The 15,570-nt window shown below is 56.4% G+C and carries 19 protein-coding genes and 1 pseudogene; 10 read left to right on the plus strand and 10 right to left on the minus strand.

Features of this window, described 5'->3' with window-relative positions; genetic code table 11:
* From PSQ19_RS18700 to PSQ19_RS18720, 6 genes and pseudogenes are all read right to left on the minus strand, one after another.
* Entirely contained in the window at positions 1–963 is a 963-nt protein-coding gene (locus tag PSQ19_RS18700) for an ABC transporter permease (RefSeq protein ID WP_282218983.1), read from the minus strand.
* Positions 964–1,044: 81 nt separating this feature from the next.
* Positions 1,045–2,070 (minus strand): ABC transporter substrate-binding protein, encoded by a 1,026-nt coding sequence (locus tag PSQ19_RS18705; protein ID WP_282218984.1) that lies wholly within the window; start codon positions 2,068–2,070, stop codon positions 1,045–1,047.
* Positions 2,012–2,428, minus strand: a complete 417-nt coding sequence (locus PSQ19_RS18710) for a periplasmic substrate-binding domain-containing protein (RefSeq protein WP_282218985.1) — start codon at positions 2,426–2,428, stop codon at positions 2,012–2,014. The genes PSQ19_RS18705 and PSQ19_RS18710 overlap by 59 nt, the downstream gene beginning before the upstream one ends.
* Positions 2,429–2,465: 37 nt before the next feature.
* Positions 2,466–2,702, minus strand: a pseudogene (locus PSQ19_RS20105) (ABC transporter substrate-binding protein); the annotation flags it as partial.
* 3 nt (positions 2,703–2,705) lie between these two features.
* A complete protein-coding gene (locus tag PSQ19_RS18715) occupies positions 2,706–3,413 on the minus strand; it encodes an FCD domain-containing protein (protein WP_282218986.1) in 708 nt (235 codons plus the stop codon).
* Between the two features lie 174 nt (positions 3,414–3,587).
* Positions 3,588–4,262, minus strand: a complete 675-nt coding sequence (locus PSQ19_RS18720) for an RraA family protein (protein ID WP_282218987.1) — start codon at positions 4,260–4,262, stop codon at positions 3,588–3,590.
* Positions 4,263–4,520: 258 nt separating this feature from the next.
* Here PSQ19_RS18720 and PSQ19_RS18725 point away from each other — a divergent pair, with 258 nt between their 5' ends.
* From PSQ19_RS18725 to PSQ19_RS18755, 7 genes are read left to right on the plus strand one after another with little or no spacing between them, the layout of a single operon-like run.
* Positions 4,521–5,531 (plus strand): Gfo/Idh/MocA family protein, encoded by a 1,011-nt coding sequence (locus tag PSQ19_RS18725; protein ID WP_282218988.1) that lies wholly within the window; start codon positions 4,521–4,523, stop codon positions 5,529–5,531.
* Entirely contained in the window at positions 5,528–6,322 is a 795-nt protein-coding gene (locus tag PSQ19_RS18730) for an SDR family oxidoreductase (RefSeq protein ID WP_282218989.1), read from the plus strand. Before PSQ19_RS18725 ends, PSQ19_RS18730 begins: the two co-directional genes overlap by 4 nt.
* Positions 6,323–6,336: 14 nt before the next feature.
* Positions 6,337–7,296: a Gfo/Idh/MocA family oxidoreductase gene (locus tag PSQ19_RS18735; protein ID WP_282218990.1), complete on the plus strand. Its 960-nt coding sequence runs from the start codon at positions 6,337–6,339 to the stop codon at positions 7,294–7,296.
* Between the two features lie 3 nt (positions 7,297–7,299).
* On the plus strand, positions 7,300–8,088 hold the full coding sequence (locus PSQ19_RS18740; protein ID WP_282218991.1) for an SDR family oxidoreductase: 789 nt from the start codon (positions 7,300–7,302) through the stop codon (positions 8,086–8,088).
* A 20-nt stretch (positions 8,089–8,108) separates the two neighbouring features.
* A complete protein-coding gene (locus tag PSQ19_RS18745; protein ID WP_282218992.1) occupies positions 8,109–8,921 on the plus strand; it encodes an HpcH/HpaI aldolase family protein in 813 nt (270 codons plus the stop codon).
* Complete coding sequence (locus PSQ19_RS18750) at positions 8,921–10,204, plus strand: amino acid deaminase (RefSeq protein WP_282218993.1); 1,284 nt, start codon at positions 8,921–8,923, stop codon at positions 10,202–10,204. Before PSQ19_RS18745 ends, PSQ19_RS18750 begins: the two co-directional genes overlap by 1 nt.
* 31 nt (positions 10,205–10,235) lie before the next feature.
* Positions 10,236–11,216: an acetylxylan esterase gene (locus tag PSQ19_RS18755; RefSeq protein ID WP_282218994.1), complete on the plus strand. Its 981-nt coding sequence runs from the start codon at positions 10,236–10,238 to the stop codon at positions 11,214–11,216.
* Here PSQ19_RS18755 and PSQ19_RS18760 read toward each other — a convergent pair.
* Genes PSQ19_RS18760 through PSQ19_RS18775 form a run of 4 tightly spaced genes read right to left on the minus strand, consistent with a single transcriptional unit; the run spans position 11,211 to position 13,375 of the window.
* Entirely contained in the window at positions 11,211–11,603 is a 393-nt protein-coding gene (locus tag PSQ19_RS18760) for a RidA family protein (RefSeq protein WP_282218995.1), read from the minus strand. The two genes, PSQ19_RS18755 and PSQ19_RS18760, sit on opposite strands and share 6 nt — an antisense overlap.
* Positions 11,604–11,620: 17 nt before the next feature.
* A complete protein-coding gene (locus tag PSQ19_RS18765) occupies positions 11,621–12,616 on the minus strand; it encodes a hypothetical protein (RefSeq protein ID WP_282218996.1) in 996 nt (331 codons plus the stop codon).
* On the minus strand, positions 12,613–12,981 hold the full coding sequence (locus PSQ19_RS18770) for an SDR family NAD(P)-dependent oxidoreductase (RefSeq protein WP_282220752.1): 369 nt from the start codon (positions 12,979–12,981) through the stop codon (positions 12,613–12,615). Before PSQ19_RS18770 ends, PSQ19_RS18765 begins: the two co-directional genes overlap by 4 nt.
* Positions 12,875–13,375 carry an SDR family NAD(P)-dependent oxidoreductase gene (locus PSQ19_RS18775; RefSeq protein ID WP_282218997.1) on the minus strand — a complete coding sequence of 167 codons (501 nt, stop codon included), beginning with the start codon at positions 13,373–13,375 and terminating at the stop codon, positions 12,875–12,877. The genes PSQ19_RS18770 and PSQ19_RS18775 overlap by 107 nt, the downstream gene beginning before the upstream one ends.
* A 1,033-nt stretch (positions 13,376–14,408) precedes the next feature.
* Here PSQ19_RS18775 and PSQ19_RS20110 point away from each other — a divergent pair.
* From PSQ19_RS20110 to PSQ19_RS18790, 3 genes are read left to right on the plus strand one after another with little or no spacing between them, the layout of a single operon-like run.
* Positions 14,409–14,624: an amidohydrolase family protein gene (locus PSQ19_RS20110; RefSeq protein WP_407649046.1), complete on the plus strand. Its 216-nt coding sequence runs from the start codon at positions 14,409–14,411 to the stop codon at positions 14,622–14,624.
* Positions 14,617–15,075 (plus strand): hypothetical protein, encoded by a 459-nt coding sequence (locus PSQ19_RS18785; RefSeq protein ID WP_282218999.1) that lies wholly within the window; start codon positions 14,617–14,619, stop codon positions 15,073–15,075. Before PSQ19_RS20110 ends, PSQ19_RS18785 begins: the two co-directional genes overlap by 8 nt.
* Complete coding sequence (locus PSQ19_RS18790; protein WP_282219000.1) at positions 15,072–15,560, plus strand: hypothetical protein; 489 nt, start codon at positions 15,072–15,074, stop codon at positions 15,558–15,560. Before PSQ19_RS18785 ends, PSQ19_RS18790 begins: the two co-directional genes overlap by 4 nt.
* The last annotated feature ends 10 nt before the right edge of the window (positions 15,561–15,570 follow it).

Raw genomic sequence — 15,570 nt, forward strand, 5'->3', positions numbered from 1 at the left:
TCATTTGTCCAACCTCACGCGCGGGTCGATCAGTGCAGTCAGAATGTCAACCAGCAGGCTGGCGGTGAGCACCGCCATGACCGAGAGCAGCGCGATCATCATCACCAGCGGGTAGTCCTGGGAGCGCACGGCCGAGATAAATTCGCTGCCGACGCCGGGCCATTGAAAAACCTGTTCGATAATGACCGAGCCGCCGATCAGAACCGGCAATCGAAAGCCGATCAAAACGATAACCGGGGTCAACGCCACGCGAAAACCATGCAGCAGATTGACCCGCCATTCGGGCAAGCCCTTGCTGCGGGCGGTCTTGATATATTCCTTGCTCAAGGCATCAAGCATGGAGGAGCGCGCATAGCGCATCACCCCGGCCGTCATCATGATCGACAACACCAGCGCCGGCATGATGACATGGGGCAGGTGATCCCAATAGCTGTCATAGCCGGGCAGCAGGCGACCGCCGACCGGCAGCCATTGCAGCTTGAGGGCAAAAATCAATATGGCCACAAGGCCAAAGAAAAACTCGGGTATCGATACGCCCAGCATACCGGTCACCGTCAACACATTGTCGGTGGTTGAGCCGCGCTTCAGGGCGCTGATAACGCCAAGCACGCAGCCAAAAATGGTCGAAAATACCAGCGCCACTGCCGACAGCTCCAGCGTTGCCGGTAGTCGGTCGGCGAGAATGGCATGAATGGCGACGCCACCTGCGGTGCTATAGCCGAAATTGCCCTGCAGCATCCCTTGTAGCCAGATCCAGTACCGCACGATAAACGGTTGTTCCAGACCCAGAGACACCCGCAACGCGTCCAGTCGCTCGGCGCTGATACTGGCCATCATTTCGGGGCTGATCATATGGGAAACAGCATCACCCGGCGTTAATTCAAGCCCAAGATAGACCAGGAAACTGATGATCAGCGCCATGGGTATCAGGATCAGAATGCGTCGGATGACATAAGTGAGCATTGACGGCCTTCTTGAAGGTCTTTGCGAGACGCTGCCGCAACACAATGCTGCGACAGCTATGCTTGAAAATCCAGTTGATCCCTACTTCATGGGATAGTGGTTGATCCACATCATGCGGGTGTAGGGAATGTCGGCCGGTGTGACCTTCATGAAGTCCATGTCTTCAAGCGCGCTGACGTCAGCTGTGTTCTTGGTGAAGCCATAGTCAGCCTTGTGGGCGCCTGCGTTCTTGAGCAGGTTGCCATCGCCATCGCCACTGGGGAACGCCACGATCTCGTCAATCTTGGCGACGCCGCCAAAATAGTCGGGGAAGGGCACCATTGTGGTAAAGTCATTCATCTTGACTTCTTTCACCATGAACGGACCCGAACCGATTGGCTTCTGCCAGAAGGACGACTGCTGGATCTGCAGTGGATCGATGTCCGGGAAGTACTTGGCAGGCAGCGGAGCGAACTGGCTGAACGTCAGCAGCACATTTGGATCTAGTTTGGCAAAGGTCAGCGTGATCGTGTTGCCATCCAGCGCAATGCCGCTGACATCGTCGGCGCTGCCGTCGCTATAGGCGTCGGCCCCTTCGATCGAGTGGATAGTGTTGGATACCACCGGATTGACCGTTGGGATCATCATTGCCGTCTTGATGCTCCAGGCAACATCCTCGACCGTCAGCGGTGAGCCATCGTGCCAGGTCAGGCCGTCACGCAGCGTGAAGCTGACCGTCATGCCGTCTTCACTGACATTGTAGCTTTCGGCCAATTGCGGGCTGAAGCTGGTCAGGCTGCCATCGGCGACCAACAGATGATCGAAAACCACCTTGTTGTGGATCCAGATGCCAAGATTGAGCCAGGGCTGTTCAAAGAACTGCGCCGGTGCGGTGTTGGTGTACAGAACCTTCTTGCCGTCGGCATCAGGTTCGACCGTCCAGTCAACAATACCCCAGTCATAATTATACTGCTCATTGCCATATCCATGGCCGTTGCGGTTTACCCGGTTGCTCTCATAGATGAACAATTGCTGGTAATAGAGCGGGATGGTGTCAAGCTCTTCGTTCTCATACTTCTGGATGTCGGCATAAGCAGTCTTGAGCCTTTGCCGGATCGGACGTGGCATTGATCGCAGCGATCAACTTGTCCATTTCGGGCGTGCCGGGTGTATGTGCCGAACTGCCGGTTGCAAAGCCGTTATAATATTCCTGCAACGCCAATGCGGCGCGGGCGCCATAGCCAAGGTTCCACTTGACTGCCGATGGACCGTTTACGGGATCCTCGGGCACAGTGTTCAGCTGGGCGGCAACATCACCTTCAAGAAGGCGATAGTTCATCTTGATGCCAACATCGGCCAAATAGGCCTGGAATGCTGCCATCATGTCTGCGGTCAGCTGATCGGCATAGTAGTAGACCATGTCGAGTTCCTGATTGGAATCCCAACCCGCTTCCTTGAGTAGGCTCCCGTGCCTTGTCGGGATCATACTTGTAAGCGTTAAGTCCTTCTGGCTTTAGTGGCCCATTTGGCAACAAGCCCACCGCGCTGATGGCCTTCCCCTCCAGGAGCGTATCAACGATGGTGTCCATATCGATGGCGTAAGCGATAGCATGCCGAACGCGAATGTCCGACAGCGGATTAGCGTTTGTCGCTTGTGCCCAGGCAATCCCTGTTGACACAAGCTGAAACGCGATAACCGCGGCAAGCGCGAAAATCTTCTTCATTTTCAGTCCCCTTGTTCTTCGGCTTTTCAAAACCATTGATTACGAAACCGCACCGAGACCGTTGACGGTCTCGAAAAAATAGGTGCCGTAATTGCGAGTCAGATGCCGCGTCAGTATGGCCTCGGCGGCATCCGATTTTTTTGCCAGCACTGCTGCCAAAATCTGCTTGTGATCGTCATTGCTGGCGCGATTGCGCGCCTCAAAATCCTCTTGGACCGGCCGGTTTTTCATCAGCCGTTCAACGAATGTGTCGTGCAGTGCGGTAAAAATCGGGTTGCCTGGCACTTCCGCCAGCGCCCGGTGAAACTTGGCATCCGCGTCCCGAAACGCGGCGATATCATGGATAGCAGCTTCGCATTCGTCCACAGCACTGACCATTTTGGCCAGCTGGGCATGGGAGGCATGGACAACGACATGGCGGATCATGCTGGTTTCAAGAAACAGGCGGGCCTGTTCCAGATGCGCCTTGCCTTCGCTGCTTTGAAAAAAGAACTGCGCCGCGTCGCTGACGCTGAACATGACTCGCGCCAATGTTGGTTCGGCAACCCGTGGACGGTGTCCCTTGGACAGGTCGGCAACGCCCATGCCCTGCAGCATGGTAATTGCCTCGCGCACCACATTGCGCCCGACGCCGAAACGTTCGCACAACTCCCGCTCGGATTGAAACATGTCGCCCGGACGCAACACACCAGCGTGCACTTCGCTCGCTAGCGTCTTGGCAATCTGCAGCGCAGAAATCGTATTCATCGTCGGTAAAGCTCCTCCAAACTCTCCCACGACCATCAAACTACCAATTCACTTTGGTGTCTAGAAAATAATTTTTGGTCAACCAAAGGGTATAGTATGGCATTCCAATTACGCGCCCACCGCCAACCACCGGCCACCGACTCGCGGTTTCCTGCAGTCGATCCGGCGCCACTGCTAGAGAACCTCATGGCGGGCAAAAATATCGACAAGGCGGTCACCGCGACGAATTTCATCGCGAACCGTGTTCTCTGCCGTCACTTTTTCAAACGCTTTTTCAATGGTTTCCGCGATCACGGCGCTGGGAATAATTACGGTGCCGTCCTGATCGCCAAAGACCAGATCACCGCTGTGTACACCGACGCCGGCGATTTCACCGGGCACATCCCACAGCATCAACTTGCCGCGATATTTGGTGTCACTGGGATTGGTGGCTGCGCAATATACCGGAAATCCCATTTCCCGGATCATCCGCGAATCCCGCACGCTACCGTCGGTCAGGCAACCCGCAGCGCCGAGATATGTCGAGCGCTCCGACAGAAGCTCGCCCCAGGGCGAAATGCGCGTGTTGCCATGACACACAAGCACGGGCACATCGTTGGTGCGCAAGCTATCGACCAACGCGATTTCGTGCTCGTAGACCTTGGTCGTCTCGTCGTCGTGATAAATTGGCATGTAAAGGCCGACCCGCGCAACGCCGCACAATATCCGGTCGGGGTCCAGTGCGGTTATGCCGGGCGTCAGCACCTGACGATGATAGCCCAGCAAGTCCAGCGTGTCGGCGACCACCGCGGTAAACAATTGCTCTCGGCACAATTTTATCAATTCCGAGGTGCGTGTATCAGAACTCACGAACGACAATCCTCCATCGTCAGACCAATATGGCTTGGCGCGTACCGCTGCCGTATTTTACGAGGCAACCAGTGCCAACATGTTGTAATAAAACAGATATTTTGTTTCGATTTCGCTTCTTCAACCTTGTTGACAGCTCAAGATATCTCATTAACATAACAACATAGTATTTGGCTAAGTCAAGCGACAATTCGGATGCGGCATGTCCTCGGGCCCCGAGGCGACGCTAGCGCCCAAAACTGTGCTTCCGGGGGATCTGTGAGAAAATACGTATTGATCATAGGCGCCGGGGGCATAGCTCGTCGCCATCTCGAGGGGTACCGGCAAACTGGCCGCGCTGACCTTTCAATCGTTGAGCCTGATGCCGAAAAGCGTGCGGCGGTGGCAACCGATTTCAGCCTCGCTGCCGCCTATCCTAGTCTTGATGCCGCCCCGCTTGATCAATTTGATCTCGCCGTTATCTGCGCCCCCGCCCATGTCCATGTTCAGCTTATGCGTGTTTGTGCCGAGGCGGGGCTGCCGTTTCTGGTCGAAAAGCCGCTGTCGGTCGAACGTGAAGGCGTCGATTCAGTACTTGAACTTGTCGCGCAGAAGGGCATTTTGGCCCGCGTCGGTTATGTTCGTCGCGTTGGCAAGGAGGTTCAGGCTCTGCGCCAGCAGGTGCTGGGCGGCAAGATCGGCGACCTGAAGCTGGTTTATATGAATTCGTCGCAGGAATTCCCCAAATATCGGCCCGATTATCGTCAAACCTATTATGCCCGCCCTGAAATGGGCGGCGGCGCCATCCTTGATGCGGCCAGCCATCTGTTTGACCTGTTGATCTGGATCGCCGGGGCCCCTGATCAGGTCATGTGCATGTATGACCGGCTAGTGCTTCAAGGCACCGACACCGAGGACACCTGCCTGATCAGCATTCGCTTCCAAAGCGGGGTCATGGCCAACATCGTGCTCAACCAGTTTCAAAAACCCAATGTCGCGACCTTTGAATTCATCGGCACCAACGGCAATTTGCAGCTAGAGCAATCCAGATTGAATTTTGCCGATGATGATAGTGGCAATTGGCGCGAAACTCATGACTTCATGGCTGGCATGGTACCAACCGAAGCGCATCAGGCGCGCTTCGGTTTGCAGGCCCATGCCATGCTCGACGCACTTGAGGGTAAACGCTGCGAACTGGCGACGCTTGCCGAAGCGCGACAAAACCTGATGATCGCCCATGCCGCCAAGCAATCCTGGCAGGAAAAACGCATCATCACGGTGGCACCATGAGTGTACAGGCGTTGCCCTTCTCGCTGGCTGGAAAGTCAATTCTGATTGCCGGCGGCGCTGGTTATCTCGCCACGCCGGTCGCCGCTCTGGCCGCGGATCTGGGTGCCAATCTCTGCATCGCCGATCGTGATCCCGATCGCCTGAAAACTGCCCTAACCGAACTGGGCAATAGAAAGTGTGGGGGCGATATTTTCGGCATTGACCTCGATATTGGCGATGAAAATTCGATCAATGCCTGCATTGATGCCTGCACAGCGCGGTTTGGTCACCTCGATGGCTTTGTCAACGCCACATTCGGCTCAACCAGCAAGCGGTTGGAGGAATTGTCGGGCGACGATTTCGACCGTGCCAATCGGGTGAATTTGACCGGTGCCTTCCTGGCGGCGCGTAAGGTAGCCGCGCAAATGAAGCAGGGTGGCAGCATACTCATGTACGCCTCGATGTACGGTCTGGTGGCGCCCAATCCCGCACTTTATCCCGAAGGGTTAAACCCGAACCCGATCGAATATGGCACCGGCAAAGCCGGTATTGCGCAGATGGTGCGTTATCTGGCTGCCCACTATGGCCCGCGCAATATCCGCGTCAACGCCATCGCGCCTGGCCCGTTTCCAAATTTGAACACTACCGGCTGGAACAAGCCCTTCGTCAAGAACCTTGAACAGCACACCATGTTGGGGCGCACCGGCGAGCAACACGAAACCGCCGGTGCTGCCGCCTTCCTGCTATCACCTGCCGCCAGTTACATCACCGGGCAGGTCCTCAGCGTCGATGGCGGCTGGACCGCGTGGTAAAGGGAGTATCGACAATGCCCGGTTTTCCACTTACCCAGCCAACAATACGGCTTGCCATGTTGGGCATGGTCGAGGGCAATGGTCACCCCTATTCGTGGAGCATCATCATCAATGGCGACTATGATGCGGACGCTCTGGCCAACTGTCCCTATGCGGCGATCAAGACGTATATCGGCAAGCAACCTCGGAACACATTGGGGATCGCCGGTGCCGAGGTAACCCACATCTGGACAGATGACCTCAACGACGCCGAGTCGGTCGCCAAGGTCGCGAAAATTCCTAATGTCGTGGCGCGCGCCGAGGATGTGATCGGTCACGTCGATGCGGTTTTGGTCGCCACCGACAAGGGATTTGAGCATATCGAGCGCTGTCGGCCCTTTGTCGAGGCCGGACTGCCCGTCTTCGTTGACAAGCCGCTCTGCGACAATCGCGCCGATCTTGCGACCTTCTCGGATTGGGTGGCCAAGGGGCATCCGCTCATCAGTTCATCGGCCATGCGCTACTGCAAGGAATTTGAACCGTTTCACCGTGCAACCCATGAATTTGGCGCGCTGCGCTATATTGACATGACGATGGCCAAAAGCTGGGAAACCTACGGCATTCACGCCCTTGAAGCGGTTTACCCCATTGTCGGGCCGGGATTTGTGTCGGTGCGCAACACCGGCGACAAGGATCGCAACATCGTGCATGCCAAACATTGCGACGGCGTTGACGTCACGCTCGCGGTTATCAACGATCTGTACGGCGGCTTCGGCTTGATGACGCTGGCCGGGACGGCAGCAGCCACCCAATTGCGGTTCTTTGACAATTACTATTCCTTCAAGCAGCAATTGCAGGCTTATGTCGACTATTTGCGATCCGGCACTCCACCCGTCCCCTGGGCCGAAACCCGCGAACTCATGCAATTGGTTATTGCCGGGCTCGAAAGCCGCAATGACGGCGGACGCGAAGTATTTTTATCAGAATTGGAGTAGGTGATGACCACAATATTGGACAGTTTCTCACTGGCGGGGAAAACCGCATTGGTGACTGGCGGCGCTGGACTATATGGCCGCCAGATCGTAGCTGCCGTAGCCGAAGCCGGCGCCCGGACCTTTATTGCCGCCCGCGACCTGGAAAAGCTCGAAATTGTCGCTGCCGAAGAGCGCGCCCGCGGTTATGACGTGACCGCTCACCATCTCGATCTGGGGTCGGATCAGTCCATCGAAAAACTTCATGCCGACATCATCGCCGCCGCTGGAAAGTGCGACATCCTGATCAATAATGCGGTCACCCGGTCCGCCATTTCCGGTTGGCACCATGATCTGGACGCCTACGACAAAAGCCTGCACGTCAACGCCTCGGCGCTGTTCAAGATCACCCATCTGTTCAGCCAGAACATGCGTCAGAACCGCAGCGGCTCGATCATCAATATCGGCTCGATGATGGGGTCGGTCGGCGTTGAAATGCACAACTATGTCGGCACCGACATGATGGCGAACCCATCGCCAATCTATCATTATGAGAAGGGTGGCATGCTCAACTTCAGTCGTTGGGCCGCCAGCATTCTGGGGCCGGATAATGTCCGCGTAAATTGTTTGGCGCCCGGTGGTTTTTTGAGCGGGCAGCCCGAAAAATTTGTCAAAAACTACAGTGATCGCACCCAGTTGGGCCGCATGGCCAATGACACCGATCTCAAGGGCGCCATTGTTTTTCTCGCCTCCGACGCCTCCGCCTATATCACCGGCGCCAACATTCCTGTCGATGGCGGCTACACAGCCAAATAATGCAACCTGATGAGGCTATCATGACGTCTGCTCAACCCTACACCGCCGGGCCCGCAACCCAATTTGCCATGCGACCCAGTCGAGTTCTGCGCACCATCCGCGAGGGCAAGGTCGCCCGTGTTCTCAAACTCAATACCAGCGATGCCAAGGTCGCCGAAGTGTTTGCGTCGGCCCAGCCCGATGCCATTTGGCTGTGCATGGAGCATACCTCGGCCAGTTTCGAACAGATCGAAAATCAGATCCGCGCCGCAAAACTCTATGATGTCGATACATTGGTCCGCGTCGCGCGCGGCAGCTATTCGGACTATATTCGCCCCCTCGAAATGGATGCTACCGGCCTGATCGTGCCGCATGTGATGAATCTGGCCGATGCCACCATGGTGCGCGACTTCACCAAATTTGCCCCGGTCGGCAAGCGCGCCGTCGACGGCGGCAACAATGATGCCATGTTCACCCGCGTCAGCTTTCTCGACTATCTGGCCACCGCCAATCAGGAACGCTTTGTGTGCCATCAGATCGAAGACCCAGAGGCGCTTGACGATCTCGATCGGATTGCCGAACTTGACGGCGTTGATGCGCTGTTTTTTGGCCCTGGCGACTATTCGGTGGCTCTGGGCATTCCAGGCCAGATTCAACATCCCGATATCAAGTCGGTGCGCAAGAAAGTGGCAGAGGTGGCCCGCAAACACGGCAAGATTGCCGCCACTGTCGGTGGTCCAGACGTTTTGGGCGACTATGTCGATATGGGCTATAATCTCATCAATGTCGGCGCGGACGTGATCGCCTTGGCAAATTACGCCGACGAATTATTGTCGGCCTTTGATAAACTGTGATGCTCGACCTTAGCGAAATCACCAGCACTATTTTGGACGGGCGCACCAAAGGTCTTCCGGGCACCGCCAGTCCCTTCAAACTCGCTGATGTCGGCCTAAAACGCTGGAATGTCCTGGCCGAGGATTTGCCGCTGCCCCTTATGGTGCTCAAGCGCAGTGCATTGGACTACAACGCCAATTTGTTCGCGGACTACCTCACCCAGCGTGGCCTGTCGCTGGCGCCGCATGGCAAGACCACCATGTGTCCACAGATTTTTGATGAGCAGTTGCGCAATGGCGCCTGGGCCATAAGCGCCGCAACAGCCAATCAGGCGCACACCATGCACCACTTCGGTGTGCGGCGCATTATTTTGGCCAATCAACTCGTTGGCAAGACGAACATTGCCATGATCGCGCAGCTTTTGGCGGGCGATCCAGACTTCGAGTTCTACTGTTTCCTCGATTCCCGCAACCAACTCCAACAGCTGCAACAGCATCTGGCCGGTAAAAAACTGCGGCGACCAGTGCGCCTGTTGATCGAAATTGGTGCCAAGGGCGGGCGCACCGGCGTGCGTGATCTTGATACTGCACTGGCGCTTGAAGCTGCCATTCGTCAGTGCGACGCCGACCAGTTGGCATTTGCCGGCCTATCCGCATTCGAGGGTGCATTGCCGGGGTTGGATCAGGGCTCCAACCCTGTGAGCGACTTCGCCGATTTTGTCGTAAAGGTCGCCCAAGCCCTCCCACCGGAAGCCTTCGCCAAGCTTGACCAATTCATCATGAGTGGCGGTGGATCGGCCTATTTCGACATGATTGCCGACCGATTTGCCAAGCTTGACCTTGCAGTGCCCACCCGCATCGTTTTGCGCAGCGGCTGCTATGTCACCAACGACCATGGGGCCTATCACAATTTGCAGGAAGCCGCGCGACGCGATCCGAACCGGCATTGGAATGCCGCTTTCCAGCCGGCGCTGGAGGCCTGGTCCTATGTGCAGTCGATACCCGAGCCCGGTCTGGCATTTCTGACCATGGGAAAGCGCGACATTCCTTTTGACGCCGGTCTGCCCCTGCCGATCAAGCGCTATCGTCCCGGCGTCGGTTTCCTCGACGTCGGAAAAGCTGAAATTTTTAACACCAACGACCAGCACGCCTATGTCCGACTGGGCGAAGGGATGGATTGGCAGGTTGGTGACATGATTGGCTCTGGTATTTCCCATCCCTGCACCGCCTTTGACAAATGGCACTGTATACCAGTCGTTGATGATGGCTATGATGTCATTGACGCCATGCTCACCTTTTTCTGAAAAACTGATTCGACGATCTGGAGACTGCAAAGTGCCATTAACATTTGACCTGTCCATTGATAAGCTCCCAGGCTATGCCGGACGCAATCCGAAACCTGCCGACTTTGATAAGTTCTGGGCCACCGGTCTTGCGGAAATGGCGGCAGTCACCCCGGACGTCGAACTGGTGCCTGCAGAATTTGAATGCAGCTTTGCCGATTGCTTCCACCTCTATTTTACCGGAGTCGGCGGCGCCCGCATTCATGCCAAATATGTTCGTCCCAAAGACGCGCCCAATCCCCATCCTGCTATCGTGCAGTTTCATGGATATGCGGACCGAATTGGGGATTGGGCCGCTGGCCCGATGCTTGCCTTCGCCGCGCAGGGTTTTAGTTATATCGGCATGGATTGTCGGGGGCAGGGTGGCCTGTCCGAGGATCGCGGCATTGTACGCGGCAATACATTGCGCGGCCACATCGTGCGCGGCCTGGAAGACGCGCTGCAGGGTGCGCCGGAAAAACTGCTGTTTCGCAATATTTTCCTGGATACCGCCCAGATCACGCGGCTGGTCATGGGCATGGATGAGGTTGATGCGGACCGGGTCGGCGTCTGGGGCGGCAGCCAGGGTGGCGGTTTGACGGTCGCCTGTTCTGCCCTTGTACCGGAGGTCGCCAAACTGGCGCCGGTCTTTCCATTCCTGAGCGATTATCGGCGTGTCTGGGAAATGGATCAGGCCAAAAACGCCTATCTTGAACTGTCCGAGTGGTTCCGCCGCTTTGATCCGTTGCACCAACGCGAGGCCGAGGTCTTCAGTGCGCTGGGTTATATTGATATTCAACACCTTGCCGAGCGTGTGCGGGGCGAGGTTTTGTGGCGCATCGGCCTGGCGGATCAAGTTTGCCCGCCCTCAACCCAGTATGCCGCCTACAACAAGCTCACCGCCGCCAAAAAAATGGTGACTTATCCCGATTACGCCCACGAAAAGCTGCCCATGGAAATGGATCAGCTTTTTGCATTCATGGCCGCCCTATGACGCTGCTTGCCGCGTGCTCGGCACATAGGCAACGCAATCCAGCTCGAATTTAAGTTTGGTGCCCAGCACCCCGATGATGGTGCTGCGCGTCGGCAATGGCTTGGCGAAGTACTCGGCGTAAATTTCATTGTACTGCGCCAGATCATCCTGATCGGCGACATAGGATTTGACATTGATGACGTGGTCAAGGCTCAAGCCGCCCGCCTCAAGGATCGCTTTGAGATTGGCAATCGAGCGGCGCATCTCGTCTTCAAATGATCCAACAATGATCGCGCCGGACTTTGCATCAACCGAGGCCTGGCCCGAGACATACATGAACTCGCCTGCCACGATTGCCGGAGAAAACGGCAGGTCGGACTTGGCGCCTTCGTTGATGATTTTTAGCATGATACCTCTGGGATTGATTAGGGATTAAACGTGGCGGGAAAAACCTGTTGCACGGGCTCTGCCTGCCTGTTTTCCAGATTCGCCTGAAGGCTGGGGATCATCTGATCCATCCAGGCTCGGGTGTTGCAGACAAATCCTGGTTCATCGAACCCCAGGGCATAGCCATAGATTTGGGGTCGGTTGGAACAATGCTGGTTGATCAGATCGTGCCAGCCATGGGGCACGTAGCCACAAACAATATTGGGCCGGAATTCTTCGAGTGCACCAATCAGCCCGGCCGTATCGTTGAAGCCGGATTCCTGATTGACGTTGATATATTGGACCCGCTGATTTGCCCCCAATTCCTCGTGCGCCTTTTTGAACGCGCTGAGCCGGGCGGTCTGCTCGGGCGAGGCGATCTCGCTATCCAGATAAAGCCAGCGATGTGGCTTAGCTGAAAAATAGCCAAAGGCCGCGCGAATGGCTGGCTCAAAATCGAGGCGATAGGAATGAACCGCCAACCCCTCTATGCGCGTGTCGATCACGCTGATCTGTGAGGATGTGTTTGCCAGAGCGTCGGCCGAGGTTTCGCTGGTAATGCCGGTCAGTACAACAGCATCAAGCGCGTCCCACATGGTGATCGGCATCACTTTGTGCGTGAAGCTGCCGAGAATGAACTCATGGCCATCAGAAACAACGCTCTTTTCAAACGCCACGACCAGCTTGGTGTAAAACTCATTGTTAAAAATGCCGCCGCCCACAATGTCGCGATTGTAAAACATGCCAATGCGCCAGTGCGCCGCAGCCCATGGGGTTTTGACAAGAAACGAGCCTTTGCCGACCTGTCGGCGAATGACACCTTCGGCCTCAAGGTCCTTGAGCGTCTTGATCACGGTAATCAGCGAGAAGCCGCAGAAATTGACGATGTCATTCTGGGATTCGATCCGGTCGCCGATCTTGACGCCTACAGTCTTCCAACGACGAAACAGCATGGAGCGCAATTGCAGGTGACGTGGCACCAGTGTGGTGTTCAAGACGGGCTTTCCCATGACATTTGGTTGGCGACAATGCCGCCGTCGATATAGAGCATCTGTCCGGTAATGTAACTCGCCTGTGGCGAGGCCAGAAAGACGGCCGCCCCACCAATGTCCTCGGGCTCGCCAATTCGCCCAAGCGGTATTTGTCGCTTAAGGATTTGGCGCACCTCGCCTTGATCCAGTCCCGCCCTGGTCAATGGTGTTTCCACAATGCCTGGCCCGATGCCGTTCACGCGGATACCTCGCTCCGCCAGGCTAACCGCCAGCGAGCGCACCAGCATCAGGACGGCTCCTTTCGATGAATCGTAAATGACGCTGTTTTTCTCGGCGGCTTTTGAATTGGTCGACCCGACACAGATAATGCTGGCGTTGCGCTGATCCGGGCTGACCCGCCGCGCAAATGCCTGAGCCTGCAAACAGATAGCCCCTGACGTTCAGATCAAATGTCTTGGCGAATTGCGCTTCTTCCAGATCCAGGAAATCAACATCCTGAAACGTGCCTGCATTGTTGACCAGTGTATCCAGCCGCCCCAGTCTGTCGTGTGATTCTTCGATAAAGTTGCGCGCCCCTGCCACGCTCGACAGATCCGCCAGGACGAAATGGCATTCTGTCAACGCGTTGAGCCGCGCCAGTGCCGCGCTATCGGGCCGCTCGGCATTGATGACCAATCGGGCGCCGGTTCTGGCGAAGGCTTCGGCTATGCCAAAACCAATGCCGTGAGTTGCCCCCGATATACAAACACAGGCCGCGTCCATGATTTGTCCTTGAATCGTCAACCTACTTCATTAATATGATAACATAGTAGGACGGGTGAGGTGACGCAAGTCATGCAGCGGTGGACCAACGCAACCATTATTATCCCGGACGGAGCAGTCCACAAAGATCTGCTGATCGAAAATGGTCGCTTCGCGGCGATGATTTCGACTGATGAACCAACCGGGCCCGATTGGCAACAGATCGATGTGAGCGGTCAGATCCTGTTTCCCGGTATCATCGATCTGCTGCAACATGGTTTTGCCGACCATCTCTATAATGACGTCGACCCCGATTGCGTGCGCCAGAACAGTCAATTGCTGGCGGCTCACGGCGTTACGGGCTTCCTGCCATCAATAAGTTGCCTGCCCCGAGACACACTGACCGACGTGCTGGCGCGCCTGGCCCGCGAATGCGTAGTATCGAGCGGGGCCCGTGCCTTGGGTATTCACAGCGAAGGGCCATGTTTTGGCGCGCCCGGCGCCCATAACCCCCAAAACCTGCAACGGCCGACGACCGATTTGGCCGACGCGATGTTGCGCGCCGCAGACGGCAAGCTCAAGGCCGTAACAATTGCGCCCGAACTGCCAGGAGCAGAGGCCTTTATCGGCATGATGAAGGGCGCCGGTGTGTCGGTGCACCTTGGCCATAGTCAGGCACGACCAGAAAATATTGCCCGCTATGCCCAGTGGGGCATCGATGCGGTCACCCACATGTATAATGTCATGCCTTCATTGCCGCCGCGCACGGATGGCGTACCGATCTTTTCGCTCACCGACGCGTTGATTGCCGAGCCATCCATCGCGCTTGGCCTGATTTGTGATGGCATTCACGTTCACCCAAAGCTGGTGCAGGCCCTGTCTCACCTCCCGGCAAATCGGGTTTTTCTGGAAACCGACGCCAACAAATATGCCGGCAGCAGCGCCACTGAGTTTGAGTTCTATCCCGGATATTGGGTAACTAGCCTCGCCGGGCAAAGCCGTTCTCGACCGCAATGGAGGCCTGTGCGGTTCGTCGTTGAGCCCCGCCGAGGCCATGCGAAACTACCTCGATTATTCTGGCAAGAGTTTGGTCCAGGCCGCCCATGCCAGCAGCCTGACCCCGGCCCGGGTTTTGGGGATGGAGGCAGAAATCGGCAGTATCGAAATCGGCAAGCGTGCTGATTTCGCCGTGCTACGGCCCGGCACGCTGGACGTCGCTGCAACGATTATCGGCGGCGAGCAGGTCTATACAGGAGCAACAAATGCCTGAGACCAAAACGCCGATGCGCTACCAAGAGCAAGGCAATGTGCATCTGGACTTTCACGGCGCCACCAACACAACGATTGACTATATCATTGCCCACTATGGCACCGCGGTGATGAACGATATTTTCGCCAGGGTCGGACGCGACGTCTATGCCGACCTGCGCCAACATCTTCTTGACGGCGACCGTGCTGAAATCGCCCACCACTGGCAGCATTTTTTCGAGCGCGAGAACGCTGATTTTTCCATCGAGATAACGCCGGACGAAATCGTGCTGACGGTGCGCCATTGCACTGCCTACCACCATGTTCTCAAGCTCACGGGGGCCGTGTCGCCTCATTTCTGCGACCAGACCATCAAGACCAACGAGGCCATGGCCGCCGGCACGCCGTTTGCCATTGATACAGAAATTACCGCACCGGGCGCGTGTCGCCAGATCATACGGAGGCGTACATGATTCCCAGCGATCACTTCCCGCGGTTTTACAATGAGGTTTTCAAGTTTCTTGCCACCCAGGGACGAGAGGCGCTGGAGCAATATTGGCTTGAGATCAGTAAAAACCAGGAGCGGCATACGCTCGAACTGTTCCAGACCAAGGGCCTGGCGGGTATGCATGAATATTGGTCTCATATCCGCGACGAGGAAAATTGCGATATGGATTTGGATCTGCACGACGATCGTCTGGAGCTTCGCATGAATGTCTGCCCCAGCCTGAGCAAGGTGCTCGATAATGACGCCGCCCCCATGCAGCATTATTGCGACCATTGCGCCGGCTGGATCGGCCCGATCATGGACAAGACCGGCTATCATCTCGTCTACGATGCGATTGATCGCACCAAACCCCAATGCATCGTGCGCATCTTCAAGGATCGTGCCAAAGCCGAGGCCGCAGAAAAACACACAGCCCTGCTGATGGATTGGCCCGGTAAGCCGCAGCGCTGAGCCAATAGGA

The organism is Devosia algicola, from assembly GCF_028816455.1.
Lineage (GTDB): Bacteria > Pseudomonadota > Alphaproteobacteria > Rhizobiales > Devosiaceae > Devosia > Devosia algicola.

What these genes read in the sequence shown, in the direction of transcription:
- PSQ19_RS18745 (WP_282218992.1), top strand. Translation starts at nt 8,109, where the DNA reads ATGACGTCTGCTCAACCCTACACCGCCGGGCCCGCAACCCAATTTGCC.
- PSQ19_RS18710 (WP_282218985.1), bottom strand. Translation starts at nt 2,428, where the DNA reads ATGATCCCGACAAGGCACGGGAGCCTACTCAAGGAAGCGGGTTGGGAT.
- PSQ19_RS18730 (WP_282218989.1), top strand. Translation starts at nt 5,528, where the DNA reads ATGAGTGTACAGGCGTTGCCCTTCTCGCTGGCTGGAAAGTCAATTCTG.
- PSQ19_RS18790 (WP_282219000.1), top strand. Translation starts at nt 15,072, where the DNA reads ATGATTCCCAGCGATCACTTCCCGCGGTTTTACAATGAGGTTTTCAAG.
- PSQ19_RS18760 (WP_282218995.1), bottom strand. Translation starts at nt 11,603, where the DNA reads ATGCTAAAAATCATCAACGAAGGCGCCAAGTCCGACCTGCCGTTTTCT.
- PSQ19_RS18735 (WP_282218990.1), top strand. Translation starts at nt 6,337, where the DNA reads ATGCCCGGTTTTCCACTTACCCAGCCAACAATACGGCTTGCCATGTTG.
- PSQ19_RS18785 (WP_282218999.1), top strand. Translation starts at nt 14,617, where the DNA reads ATGCCTGAGACCAAAACGCCGATGCGCTACCAAGAGCAAGGCAATGTG.
- PSQ19_RS20110 (WP_407649046.1), top strand. Translation starts at nt 14,409, where the DNA reads ATGCGAAACTACCTCGATTATTCTGGCAAGAGTTTGGTCCAGGCCGCC.
- PSQ19_RS18715 (WP_282218986.1), bottom strand. Translation starts at nt 3,413, where the DNA reads ATGAATACGATTTCTGCGCTGCAGATTGCCAAGACGCTAGCGAGCGAA.
- PSQ19_RS18775 (WP_282218997.1), bottom strand. Translation starts at nt 13,375, where the DNA reads ATGGACGCGGCCTGTGTTTGTATATCGGGGGCAACTCACGGCATTGGT.
- PSQ19_RS18750 (WP_282218993.1), top strand. Translation starts at nt 8,921, where the DNA reads ATGCTCGACCTTAGCGAAATCACCAGCACTATTTTGGACGGGCGCACC.
- PSQ19_RS18700 (WP_282218983.1), bottom strand. Translation starts at nt 963, where the DNA reads ATGCTCACTTATGTCATCCGACGCATTCTGATCCTGATACCCATGGCG.
- PSQ19_RS18705 (WP_282218984.1), bottom strand. Translation starts at nt 2,070, where the DNA reads ATGCCACGTCCGATCCGGCAAAGGCTCAAGACTGCTTATGCCGACATC.
- PSQ19_RS18740 (WP_282218991.1), top strand. Translation starts at nt 7,300, where the DNA reads ATGACCACAATATTGGACAGTTTCTCACTGGCGGGGAAAACCGCATTG.